Below are 11,768 nucleotides of genomic sequence, written 5' to 3'. Positions count from 1 at the left end.
GACGGTCAGCGGCTGCACGCCGGCGGGGACCGGACGCTGCGCGTCCAGCCGCTCCAGCGGGCGGAAGGGATCGAGCTTGTGGGTGCTGATCCAGGTCATCGCGCCCAGCGCGATGATGATCAGCAGCGGCGCGCCCCAGATGATGAGTTCCAGGCGGGTGGAGTGATCCCAGTCCGGCTCGTAGGTCGCCTCGGTGTTGGACTGCCGGTAACGGTATGCAAAGAACAGCGTCAGCGCGATCACCGGGACGATGATCAGCATCATCAACAGCGTCGAGGTGATGATGAGCTGGGCTTGTTGGTTCGCAATGTCGCCGTGGGGCTTCATGACGATCCAGTCGCAACCGGCCAGAGCGAAGCTGGCGGACAAGACCAGGGCGCGAGTGAGGAGAGACTTGTTGGGGTACATCCTGAGAGGCGCGCGAGGGTTAACGATCTTGCGTGCAACGACGGAATGTAAGTTGATTGAGCTAAATCAACGATTGGACATTTTGTCCTAGGCACAGACGGAGACAAGCCCACATGGCAACCGCAAGCAGTACCCTCCTTCCCCCTCAGTCCGGCCCCGTGAACCCGCGTACCGACGAGGATCTGGCCCCGGGCGACATCGCCGTCGGCGTCATCATCGGCCGGGCGTCCGAGTATTTCGACTTCTTCGTCTTCGGCATCGCCTCGGTGCTGGTCTTCCCCCAGCTCTTCTTCCCCTTCGCGGATCCGCTGACCGGTACCCTTTACGCCTTCCTGGTATTTGCGCTGGCTTTCGTCGTCCGACCGGTCGGCACGCTGATCGGCATGACCATCCAGCGCCGGTTCGGCCGCTCGACCAAGCTGACCGCCGCCCTCTTCCTGCTCGGCAGCTCCACGGTGGGCATGGGCCTGCTGCCGAGCTACGCCGAGGCCGGAAGCGCGGCCATCTGGCTGCTGGCACTCGCCCGCGTAGGCCAGGGCCTGGCCTTGGGCGGCTCCTGGGACGGTCTGCCCTCCCTGCTGGCCCTGAATGCGCCGCCGGACCGCCGCGGCTGGTACGCCATGCTGGGCCAGCTCGGCGCACCGCTGGGCTTCTTCGTCGCCTCGGGCGTGTTCCTGTACGTCTACGGCAGCCTGGACAGCCAGGACTTCTTCTCCTGGGGCTGGCGCTTCCCGTTCTTCACGGCCTTCGCGATCAACGTCGTCGCGCTGTTCGCACGGCTGCGCCTGGTGGTCACCCATGAGTACGAGAAGCGCATGGAGGAGCATGAGCTCGACCCCGCCGACCTGCGCGAACTGCTGCCGGCCCAGGGCCACCACATCGCCATCGGCGCGTTTGCCGCGCTGGCCAGCTATGCCCTCTTCCATTTGGTGACGGTGTTTCCGCTGTCCTGGGTGGCCCTCTTTGCCCACCAGGGCGTCGAGGACTTCATGAAGATGGAGCTGCTGGGCGCCGCGTTCGCGGCTGTCGCCATGCCCATGTCCGGCCTGATCGCCGACAAGATTGGTCGACGCAGCTTCCTGGGCGCCCTGGCAGTCGCCATCGGCGTATTCGCCCTGTTCGCCCCCTTCATGCTGGGCGGCGGCAAGCCGGGCCAGGCGGCCTTCATCCTGGTCGGCTTCGTGCTGCTGGGCCTGTCCTACGGCCAGGCGGCGGGCTCGGTGACGTCCAACTTCCTGCCGCACTTCCGCTACACCGGCGCCGCTTTGACGGCCGACATGGCCTGGCTGCTGGGCGCGGCCTTCGCGCCAGTGGTCGTGCTCTTCCTGTCGTCGCGCTTCGGCCTGGTGTCGGTCAGCGTCTATCTGCTGTCCGGCGTCGTGTGCACGCTGCTGGCGCTGCGGGTGAACAAGCGGCTGCAGGCCGCGGCGGTGGTGCAGGACTGAACGCCACTTCACGAGGGGTGCAGGCGGGCCATGGCCCGCCTTTCTTTGGGGATAACAGTTTCCATCCAAAGAAAGTTTCCATACACTTAGCCACCGAGGAAACTGTTGAGCCACCATGTCCTTGACGCTCCACCAACATCCGCTGTCTTCCTACTGCTGGAAGGTCCTGATCGCGCTGCATGAAAACGGCGCGCCGTTCGAGGCCCGTATGGTCAACCTGGGTGACCCTGCCGCGCGCGCGGCCTATGCCGAGCTCTGGCCCACGGCCAAGATTCCCCTGCTGGTCGACGGCGACCGGGTGGTGCCCGAGACCTCGATCCAGATCGAATACCTGGACCACCACCACCCCGGCGAGCGGCCTCTGCTGCCCCTTGACTTTGATGCACGGCAGGAAGTGCGCCTCTGGGACCGGATCTTCGACCTCTACGTGATGACGCCCATGCAGCGTTTCATCGCCCAGCAGCTGCGGCCGGAGGCCGAACGTGATGTCGCCACCTTGACGGGCACCGTCAACGAGCTCGGCGTGGCCTACGACCTCGTCGAAAGCCGCCTGGGCGACCGCACCTGGGCCGCGGGTGACGCCTTCACGATGGCCGACTGCGCCGCCGCGCCGGCACTGTTCTATGCCGCCGTAGTACGCCCCTTCTCATCGAGCCACGAGAAGCTGAGCGCGTATTTCGAGCGCCTGCTGGCCCGTCCCTCCGTCTGGCGATGCATCGTCGAGGCCCGTCCCTTCTTCCCGTACTACCCCTTGAACCATGCCCTCCCCGCACGCTTCCTCGCCGACTGAGCCGTTGAACCGGCTCTTCGCCGCGCTGGCCGACGGCAACCGCCGCGCCATGGTGGACCGGCTCAGCCGGGGGCCGGCTTCGGTCTCTGACCTCGCCCGGCCGCTGGCCATCGCCCTCCCCTCGGCGGTCAAGCACCTGGCGGTGCTGGAAGCCGGCGGCCTCGTGCTGTCGGACAAGGCCGGCCGCGTGCGCACCTACCGCATCGCGCCGGATGCCTTCGGCGGCCTGGAGGCCTGGGTGGCCGAGCGCAAGGCCATGTGGCATCGCCAGTTCGACGCCCTCGACGCCCTTCTCGCCGCACAGGACACGCCATGACAACGCCCGCCGCCCACACCAGTTTCGTGCTGGAGCGCTCCTTCAAGGCCTCGGCCGCGCGCGTCTTCGCCGCCTGGGCCGACCCGGCCACCAAGCTGCGCTGGAACGACTGCCACGCGCAGACGCATGTTCCCGAGTTCAGCATGGACTTCCGCCCCGGCGGCCACGAGACCTATCGAAGCAGGCTGCCCGACGGCACCCGGCTGGCGGTCGACAAGGTCTTCCTCGACATCGCCGAGAACGCCCGAATCGTCTTCGCCTATGCCATGGCCACAGACGGCCGGGCGCTGTCCGCGTCCCTCGTCACGGTCGAGCTGACGGACACGCCGGGCGGCTCGACACTGAAGCTCACCGAGCAGCTCGCCTACCTCGACGGTCACATGGACATCGAGCAGCGCCGCCGCGGCACCGAAGAGGGCCTCGACCGGCTGATGCTCGAGGTCGACGCGATTTAACCCAACGCCTTGCGCGCGTTCTGGAACATACGCAGCCAGGGGCTGTGCTGGGCCCGGTCGCCCGAGGTCCAGCTCATCTGAACGTTGCGGAACACCCGCTCCGGGTGGGGCATTAGCGCGGTAAAGCGGCCATCGGCCGTCGTCACCGAGGTCAGGCCGCCCGGGCTGCCGTTGGGGTTGAACGGATAAGCCTCGGTGGCCCGGCCGTGGTTGTCGACAAACCGCATCGCCGCGATGACCTGGGACGCATCGCCCTGCCGAGCGAAGTTCGCAAAACCCTCGCCGTGGGCGACAGCGATGGGCACGCGACTGCCGGCCATGCCCTTGAAGAAGACACTCGGCGAATCCAACACCTCGACCAGCGCAAGTCGCGCCTCGTACTGCTCGCTCTGGTTGCGCGTGAAGCGCGGCCACGCCTCGGCGCCGGGGATGATGGGCGCGAGCGCGGCGAGCATCTGGCAACCATTGCAGACGCCCAGGGCCAGCGTGTCTGAGCGCGAGAAGAAGTCGCGGAACTGCTCGGTCAGCACCGGGTTGAACATGATGCTGCGCGCCCAGCCCTCGCCGGCGCCCAGCGTGTCGCCATAGCTGAAGCCGCCGCAGGCCACGAAGGCCGCAAAGCCGTCCAGCTTGACCGCGCCCGACTGCAGATCGCTCATGTGCACGTCAAAGCTGTCGAAGCCGCCCAGCGACATCGCATAGGCCATCTCGACGTGGGAGTTGACGCCTTGCTCGCGCAGGATGGCAACCTTGGGACGGGCGCCCGTACTGACGAATGGCGCCTCGGGCGTGAAAGTCAGGTGCACATGCAGGCCAGGGTCGTCAGCCTTGCCGGCGGCGGCATGCTCGGCATCGGCGCCGGCGGGGTTGTCACGCAGCTTGGCAATGCGCCACGACACCTCGTCCCACGTCTGCTGCAGCACCGTGAGGTCGGCACCAAAAACCTTCTTCGCGTCACGCCAGACTTCCATCTGCCGCGACACGTTGGGCTTGGCAACGACATGCGAGTGCTTGGACAGGCCGTGCGAACGCAGCACCTGCAGGACGGCATCGCGGTCGGCCGCCCGGACCTGGATCAACGCGCCCAGTTCCTCGCTGAACAAGGCACGCAGCGTCAGCTCGTCGCGCCGGGCGCTGACCTGGGCAGCCCAGTTCTTGGAGTCGCCCATCTCGGCGCGGCTGTCGCTGATGCCATCGCCTTCGGTGACCAGCATGTCCACGTTAAGGCTCAGACCGATCTGACCGGCGAACGCCATTTCACAGGCCGCCGCCCACAGGCCGCCGTCGGAGCGGTCGTGGTAGGCCAGCAGCTTGCCGGCCGCGCGAAGCTCGTTGATGGCGTTGACGAGGGCCACCAGCAGCTGGGGGTCGTCCAGATCCGGCACGTCGGCGCCGAACTGGTTCAGTGTCTGGGCCAGGATGGAGCCGGCCATGCGATGCTTGCCCTGTCCGAGGTCGACGAGGATGGCGCAAGAGTCTTCGCGCTGCCACTCCGGCGTCAGCGTGCCGCGAACGTCGGCGATGCTGGCGAAGGCCGTGACGATGAGCGATACCGGGGCCGTGACCTGCTTGTCGTCCCACTTGGTACGCATCGACAGGGAATCTTTGCCGACGGGAATGGACACCCCCAGCGCCGGGCACAGTTCCATGCCGACCGCCTTGACGGTATCGAACAGCGCGGCGTCTTCGCCGGCCTCGCCGCAAGCTGCCATCCAGTTGGCGCTGAGCTTCACGCGCGGCAGCTCGATGGGCGCAGCCAGCAGGTTGGTGATGGCCTCGGCCACTGCCATGCGGCCCGAGGCGGGTGCGTTCACCGCAGCCAGCGGCGTGCGCTCGCCCATGCTCATGGCCTCGCCGGCAAAGCCCTTGAAGTCAGCCAGCGTGACGGCGCAATCCGCCACCGGCACCTGCCAGGGGCCGACCATCTGGTCGCGGTGGTTCAGGCCACCCACGGTGCGGTCGCCGATGGTCACGAGGAAGCGCTTGTTGGCCACGGTCGGGTGGCGCAGCACGTCGAAGGCGGCCTGCTCCAGCTTCACGCCGGTCAGGTCCAGCATGCCGCCGTCGCGGGCCACGCGGGTCACGTCGCGATGGGTCTTGGGCGGCTTGCCGAGCAGCACGTCCATCGGCATGTCGATGGGGTGGTCACTGACTTCCGTGTCGCCGTCCACCAGCTTCAGCTCGCGCTCCTGCGTCGTCACGCCGACGACGGCGAACGGGCAGCGCTCACGCTCGCAGAAGGCCTGGAAAACCGGCAGACTCTCCGGCGCAATGGCCAGCACATAGCGCTCCTGGCTCTCGTTGCACCAGATTTCCTTGGGTGCCAGGCCGGACTCCTCCAGCGGCACCTTGCGCAGGTCGAAGCGCGCGCCGCGGCCAGCGTCGTTGACGAGTTCAGGAAAGGCATTGGAGATGCCGCCCGCGCCGACGTCGTGGATGGCCAGCACGGGGTTGTCTTGACCCAGGCCCCAGCAGTGGTTGATGACCTCCTGCGCGCGGCGCTCGATCTCGGGGTTGCCTCGTTGCACGGAATCGAAGTCCAGGTCCGCCGTGTTGGTGCCCGCCGCCATCGACGACGCCGCACCGCCGCCCATGCCGATGCGCATGCCGGGGCCGCCGAGTTGGATCAGCAGCGTGCCGGCAGGGAACTCGATCTTCTTCGTCAGGTCCGAACGGATCGTGCCCAGACCGCCCGCGATCATGATGGGCTTGTGATAGCCGCGGCGCAGGCCGGCGACGGTCTGCTCGAAGACGCGAAAGTATCCCGCCAGATTCGGCCGGCCGAACTCGTTGTTGAATGCGGCGCCGCCCAGCGGGCCGTCAATCATGATCTGCAGCGCGCTGGCGATGTGGGCCGGCTTGCCGACGGGGTTCTGCTCCCACGGCTCGCTCAAGCCCGGCAGGTGCAGGTTGGACACCGAGAAGCCCGTCAGGCCCGCCTTGGGCTTGGAGCCGCGGCCGGTGGCCCCCTCGTCACGGATCTCGCCGCCAGCGCCAGTGGACGCGCCCGGGTGGGGCGAAATGGCCGTCGGGTGGTTGTGCGTCTCTACCTTCATCAGCACCTGGGCCTGCTCAGGACGGCTCACGTAGGCCGCGCCGGCCTGGGGCGCGGGCATCCAGCGCTCGATGGCGTGGCCTTCCATGACCGCCGCGTTGTCCGAATAGGCGATGACCGTGTGCTGCGGGTTCAGCTTCTCGGTGTTGCGGATCATGCCGAACAGGCTCAGCGGCTGCGTCTCGCCATCCACCGTGAACGACGCGTTGAAGATCTTGTGCCGGCAGTGTTCGCTGTTGGCCTGCGCGAACATCATCAGCTCGACGTCGCTGGGGTTGCGCCCCAGCTTCTTGAAGTTGGTGTCGAGGTAGTCGATCTCGTCGGCCGACAGCGCCAGGCCGAACTCGACGTTGGCCTTTTCGAGCGCGGCGCGGCCGGCGCCCAGCACGTCCACGTGCGCCAACGGTTCGGCCGTACGCTCGTCGAACAGGTGGGCCGTGGCTTCACGGCTGAAGCAGGCCGACTCGGTCATGCGGTCGTGCAGCAGCGCGGCGCACGCGTTCAGTTCGTCCTGGCTCAACGGCTTGGCGCCGCCGAGAAGCCCGCTCTTGGTCGCGATGCGATATTCGACGACACGCTCCACGCGCTTCAGCGCCAGGCCGCAATTGCGGGCGATGTCGGTGGCCTTGGAGGCCCAGGGGCTGACCGTGCCGAAGCGCGGCGTGACGACGACGAGGTCGCCTTCCGAGCCAGCCTTGGCGGGCTCGCCGTAGGTCAGCAGCGCGGCGAAGCGTTCGCGATCCTCCGCATCCAACGGGACATCCGTCCAGACCCAGTGCACCGCGCGAGCGCTGATGCCGGTGATGCGGCCGCTGACCTCCTGCAGCCGTGCCAGCAAGGCCTGGGCGCGGAAATCGGAAAGGGCGTTGCCGCCCTCGAAATGGGTCAGATGCGGGGTCAGGGCCATGGAATCCGGGGAGGCTGGGCGCGGGCAGGCGCGCGGTTCTCGGAAGGCACGGCTCCCAACGGCAAGGAGCAGCGTGCAGAAGCACGGGATTCTACTGAGGCCCCTCGGCCCGCGCGTCACTGCCTCGCCGCCGCGGCTTCTTCATTCACGCAAGTTGCTGATCGGCGCGTGCGGTTGCTGCAGACAGAATCCTCTGGCCATGAAAGCCCTGCTGCGATTCCTGGCCCTGCCAGTGCTGGCCCTGCTGACCACGGCCGCACCGGCCCAGGACACACCCGCACCCCGCGGGCGCCTCGCGCTCTTCCTGCTGATGGGCCAGTCCAACATGGCCGGCCGCGATACGAGCGACCTGGCCACGCAACTGGACGATCCGCGCATCCTGGCGCTGGCTGCCGACGGCCGTTGGGCCGTGGCCCGCGATCCCATCCACGCCAAGACCGGCCGCATCGAGCCCGGTGTCGGCCCCGGCATCGCCTTCGCGCGCGAGATGCTGTGCGCCGACCCGACAATCACCATTGGCCTCGTCCCCACCGCCGTGGGCGGCACGCCGTTGCGGCGCTGGGTCAAGGGCGGCGATCTCTACGAGCAGGCCGTGGCCCGAGCCCGTGAGGCGTCAAAGGCAGGCGTCATTCGCGGCGTGCTGTGGCACCAGGGCGAGTCCGACGCCGAGAGCCCGGCCAGCGCTGCCAGCTACGGCGCGCGGCTGACTCAGATGTTCCGGGACCTGCGGCAAGACCTCGGCCAGCCCGAGTTGCCCATCGTCGTCGGCGAGATGGGCCGGTTCACCCTGCCCTCGCGCCTGCCCGAGGCCGCCACCGTGCGCACCGTACAGCGCCGCATGCCCGAGGCGCTGCCACACATCGGCTTCGCGGACTCGGCCGGCCTGGGTCATCTGGGCGACGATCTGCATTTCTCGGCCGACGCGGCCCGCGAGCTGGGCCGCCGCTTCGCCGACGCAATGCTGGCACTGCAGGCTCGCCAGACCGCCGCGCCGCCGCCCGTGGATGGCATGCCCGCCGCGACGGCGCAAGGCCTGCGCTAGCGTCCGCAGCTCCCAGCACGAAGCCGGCAGCGGGAAACTACGCAGCGCTCTCCGGTGAATGCCGAATAGGATAGCGCTATCCAATCCCGATAAATTCCCACGGGACGCGCGACCAGACGCGTGCCTGCACCTCTCACCCCACCCTCTTCCATGGCTCAGGTCCCTCCCGCCTCGCTTGTCGTCATGGGCGTCGCAGGCTGCGGCAAATCCACGCTCGCGGCGGCCGTGGCCGCGCGCCTGGGCTGCGCCTGGCTGGAGGGCGATCGGTTCCACAGCGAAGCCAGCCGCCGCAAGATGGCCGAGGGCGTGCCGCTGACCGACCAGGACCGCGCAGGCTGGCTCGCCAGCCTGTGTGAGCAACTTCGGCTGCGTCCGGGCGTGCTGGTGACCTGTTCGGCGCTCAAGCGCATCTATCGCGACCAGCTCCGTCAGGCCTCGCCAGGCCTGCGCTTCGCCTTTCTCGACATCGACAAGGCCGAGGCCAGCCGGCGCGTATCCGCGCGCGGCTCGCACTTCTTTGCCGCCAGCCTCATCGACAGCCAGTTCGAGACGCTCGAATCGCCCGTCGGTGAACCCGGCGTGCTGCGGGTTGATGCGCTGCGGCCGCTGGGCGAGCTAGAAACGCTGGTCAGTGACTGGCTGCGCCAGGGCTGAAGCATGACCCGGAGCCGCCTCACCCAACGCGAGATCGTCGGCTACGGGCTGGGCGACATGGGGTTCAACTTCTACTGGACCAACATCTCGACTTTCCTGCTGATCTTCTACACGGACACCTTCGGCATCTCGGCGGCGGCGGCCGCGACCATGCTGTTCGTCGTGAAGATCTTCAACGCCTTCACCGATCCGCTGATCGGCGCCTTCGCCGACCGGACGCAGACACGCTGGGGCAAGTTCAGGCCCTATCTGCTTTTCTTGCCGCTGCCGCTGGCCGTGATGGGTGTGCTGACCTACAACACACCTGCCCTCGGCCCCACCGGCAAGCTGGTCTGGGCCTACGTGACCTATCTGCTGCTGATGACGGTCTACACCGGCATCAACTTGCCTTACAGCGCGCTTTCGGGCGTCATCACGGGCGATGCGCGGGAGCGCAATGCGGTCAATGCGTCGCGCTTCGTCGCGGGCTTCGCGGGCGGCACGATCGTGACCGCCGCGTCTCCTCGCCTCGTGGCCTGGCTGGGCGACGGCGATCCCGCGCTGGGCTGGACGCTGACCATGGTGTTCTGGGGCACGGCCGCCGCGGTCATCTTCGCCATCACCTTCCGCACGACGACCGAACGCGTGCAGCCAGGACGGGCGGAACCGTCCAGCGTGCGGCAGGACCTGCGCGACCTGCGCACCAGCCTTCCCTGGATCCTGCTGTTCTTCCTGGCACTCATCATCATGGGCAGCATCACGCTGCGCATGACCAGCGCGGCCTACTACTTCAAGTACGTGGTCAACCGGCCCGAGCTGCTGGCCACCTTCGTGCCGGCCTACCTGCTGGCGGCGGCTGCGGGCACCGCCTGCACGCCCATGCTCACGCGCTTCATCGACAAGCGCAAGCTGCTGATCGGGCTGATGCTGCTCTCCACCGTGCTGTCGACCGCCTTCCTGTTCGTGGATGCGGACCAGATCGCGCTGATGTATGCGCTGCAGATTGCGCTGGGCCTGGCGCTCGGGCCGAAGTCGCCACTGAATTTTTCGATGCTTGCCGACGCGGCCGACTTCAACGAATGGCGAAACGGCCGCCGCGCCACGGCGATGACCTTCGCCGCCAGCTCCTTTGCGCAGAAGCTCGGCACGGCGGTCGCCGTCGGCGTCATCGGCGCGCTGTTCACGGCGCTGGGCTATGTGCCCAATGCCGTGCAGTCGGCCGACTCGCAGTCCGGCATCGTCTGGCTGATGTCCGTGATCCCTGCGGCTTTCACGCTGATGGCCGCCGTCATCATGATGTTCTACACGCTGGACAACCCGACGATGGCGCGCATCCAGGCCGACCTGGCCGCCCGCAATTCCTCCACCTGATGCCATGCTCCATCACCTCGACGACGGCGCCCGCTGCGAACTGACCAGTCCGACCGCGATGCCACTGGCCGGTGGCTTCCTGTGGAACCGCCGCATGATGATCCAGGTCACCTGCCGCGGCTACGCCACCGCGCAGTTCATGCAACCGGAGCCCGCCAAGTACGCGCATGCACCCAACCTGGAGGCCAAGACCTTCATGCAGCCGGAGCAGGCCTACTACGCCCACCACCCCGGTCGATTCGTCTACGTGAAGGACGAGGACAGTGGGGAGCTGTTCTCGGCCCCCTACGAGCCGGTGCGCGCCCCGGTGGAGATCTTCCGCTTCACGGCCGGCCGGCACGAGCTGGGCTGGAGCGTCGAGCACCTGGGCCTTCGCGTGGAGCTGACACTGGGCCTGCCGACCGACGACGTCGTCGAGCTGTGGGAGCTGCACATCACCAACCTGTCGGGCCGAACGCGTCGCATCAGCGTCGTGCCCTATTTCCCCATCGGCAACATGTCTTGGATGAACCAGTCGGCCGAATGGCGCGCCGACCTGGGTGGGATCGTGGCCAGCAGCGTGACGCCCTATCAAAAGGTGGCGGACTACTTCAAGAATCTGCACCTCAAGGACAAGACCTACTTCCTCTGCGAACGCGCGCCCGATGCGTGGGAGGCGTGCCAGAGCGCGTTCGAAGGCGAAGGTGGCCTGCACGCCCCGAGCGCTCTGCAGGCCGCGCACTTGGCGTGCGGCGACGCGCGCTACGAGACGCCCGCCGCCTGCGTCCAGTACCGGCCCACGCTGCAGCCCAACGCAGGCGAGACCTGGCGCTTCCTGTTCGGCCCCGCACTGGATGACGCCGAAATCGCGGCCTTGCGCCAGACCTACCTCGGCGAAGCCGGCTTCGCCCGCGCCCGCAGCGCTTATGCCGACTACATCGACAGCGGCCGTGGCTGCCTGCGCATCACAACACCGGACGCGGATTTCGACCGCTTCGTCAACCACTGGCTGCCGCGCCAGGTCTTCTATCACGGCGACGTCAACCGCCTCAGCACCGACCCACAGACGCGCAACTACCTGCAGGACAACCTCGGCATGGCCTACATCGCGCCGGCCGTCACGCGCGGGGCGCTGCTGCACGCCTTGCGCCAGCAGCACGACAGCGGCGCCATGCCTGACGGCATCCTGCTCATCGAAGGCGCCGAGCTGAAGTACATCAACCAGGTGCCGCACACCGACCATTGCGTGTGGCTGCCTGTGTGCCTGCAAGCCTACTTGGACGAGACCGGCGATTTCACGCTGCTGGACGAGGTGGTGAACGGACTCACCGTCGCCGAACGCCTGGACGCCGCCATGGCCTGGCTGC

8 protein-coding genes and 2 pseudogenes are annotated in these 11,768 nt (G+C 67.6%); 8 read left to right on the top strand and 2 right to left on the bottom strand.

Annotated elements, in window-relative coordinates:
* Positions 1-408: pseudogene (locus VGF12_RS07830) on the bottom strand (ubiquinol oxidase subunit II); the annotation flags it as partial.
* Between the two features lie 113 nt (positions 409-521).
* Here VGF12_RS07830 and VGF12_RS07825 point away from each other — a divergent pair.
* The 4 genes from VGF12_RS07825 to VGF12_RS07810 all read left to right on the top strand — a co-directional run bounded on the left by VGF12_RS07825 (position 522) and on the right by VGF12_RS07810 (position 3,414).
* Positions 522-1,853 (top strand): MFS transporter, encoded by a 1,332-nt coding sequence (locus tag VGF12_RS07825; RefSeq protein WP_331175475.1) that lies wholly within the window; start codon positions 522-524, stop codon positions 1,851-1,853.
* Between the two features lie 115 nt (positions 1,854-1,968).
* Positions 1,969-2,643 carry a glutathione S-transferase family protein gene (locus tag VGF12_RS07820; protein ID WP_331175474.1) on the top strand — a complete coding sequence of 225 codons (675 nt, stop codon included), beginning with the start codon at positions 1,969-1,971 and terminating at the stop codon, positions 2,641-2,643.
* On the top strand, positions 2,612-2,959 hold the full coding sequence (locus VGF12_RS07815) for a metalloregulator ArsR/SmtB family transcription factor (protein WP_331175473.1): 348 nt from the start codon (positions 2,612-2,614) through the stop codon (positions 2,957-2,959). Before VGF12_RS07820 ends, VGF12_RS07815 begins: the two co-directional genes overlap by 32 nt.
* Positions 2,956-3,414: an SRPBCC family protein gene (locus tag VGF12_RS07810; RefSeq protein WP_331175472.1), complete on the top strand. Its 459-nt coding sequence runs from the start codon at positions 2,956-2,958 to the stop codon at positions 3,412-3,414. The genes VGF12_RS07815 and VGF12_RS07810 overlap by 4 nt, the downstream gene beginning before the upstream one ends.
* Here the strand turns inward: VGF12_RS07810 and purL are convergent.
* A complete protein-coding gene (purL, locus tag VGF12_RS07805) occupies positions 3,411-7,376 on the bottom strand; it encodes a phosphoribosylformylglycinamidine synthase (protein ID WP_331175471.1) in 3,966 nt (1,321 codons plus the stop codon). The genes VGF12_RS07810 and purL overlap by 4 nt on opposite strands.
* 199 nt (positions 7,377-7,575) lie before the next feature.
* Between purL and VGF12_RS07800 the strand changes: the two genes are divergently transcribed.
* The 4 genes and pseudogenes from VGF12_RS07800 to VGF12_RS07785 form a co-directional block, all read left to right on the top strand.
* Positions 7,576-8,418 carry a sialate O-acetylesterase gene (locus VGF12_RS07800; RefSeq protein WP_331175470.1) on the top strand — a complete coding sequence of 281 codons (843 nt, stop codon included), beginning with the start codon at positions 7,576-7,578 and terminating at the stop codon, positions 8,416-8,418.
* Between the two features lie 150 nt (positions 8,419-8,568).
* On the top strand, positions 8,569-9,072 hold the full coding sequence (locus tag VGF12_RS07795; RefSeq protein ID WP_331175469.1) for a gluconokinase: 504 nt from the start codon (positions 8,569-8,571) through the stop codon (positions 9,070-9,072).
* Positions 9,073-9,075: 3 nt separating this feature from the next.
* On the top strand, positions 9,076-10,422 hold the full coding sequence (locus tag VGF12_RS07790; protein WP_331175468.1) for an MFS transporter: 1,347 nt from the start codon (positions 9,076-9,078) through the stop codon (positions 10,420-10,422).
* A 4-nt stretch (positions 10,423-10,426) separates the two neighbouring features.
* Positions 10,427-11,768 (top strand): annotated as a pseudogene (locus tag VGF12_RS07785) (NdvB protein); the annotation flags it as partial.

The sequence above is a fragment of the Roseateles sp. genome (assembly GCF_036404855.1).
Lineage (GTDB): Bacteria > Pseudomonadota > Gammaproteobacteria > Burkholderiales > Burkholderiaceae_C > Pelomonas.
Note: the sequence above shows the minus strand (reverse complement) of the source record. Positions and strands in the feature narration are given on the sequence as shown.

What these genes read in the sequence shown, in the direction of transcription:
- VGF12_RS07800 (WP_331175470.1), top strand. Translation starts at nt 7,576, where the DNA reads ATGAAAGCCCTGCTGCGATTCCTGGCCCTGCCAGTGCTGGCCCTGCTG.
- purL (WP_331175471.1), bottom strand. Translation starts at nt 7,376, where the DNA reads ATGGCCCTGACCCCGCATCTGACCCATTTCGAGGGCGGCAACGCCCTT.
- VGF12_RS07820 (WP_331175474.1), top strand. Translation starts at nt 1,969, where the DNA reads ATGTCCTTGACGCTCCACCAACATCCGCTGTCTTCCTACTGCTGGAAG.
- VGF12_RS07810 (WP_331175472.1), top strand. Translation starts at nt 2,956, where the DNA reads ATGACAACGCCCGCCGCCCACACCAGTTTCGTGCTGGAGCGCTCCTTC.
- VGF12_RS07795 (WP_331175469.1), top strand. Translation starts at nt 8,569, where the DNA reads ATGGCTCAGGTCCCTCCCGCCTCGCTTGTCGTCATGGGCGTCGCAGGC.
- VGF12_RS07815 (WP_331175473.1), top strand. Translation starts at nt 2,612, where the DNA reads ATGCCCTCCCCGCACGCTTCCTCGCCGACTGAGCCGTTGAACCGGCTC.
- VGF12_RS07790 (WP_331175468.1), top strand. Translation starts at nt 9,076, where the DNA reads ATGACCCGGAGCCGCCTCACCCAACGCGAGATCGTCGGCTACGGGCTG.
- VGF12_RS07825 (WP_331175475.1), top strand. Translation starts at nt 522, where the DNA reads ATGGCAACCGCAAGCAGTACCCTCCTTCCCCCTCAGTCCGGCCCCGTG.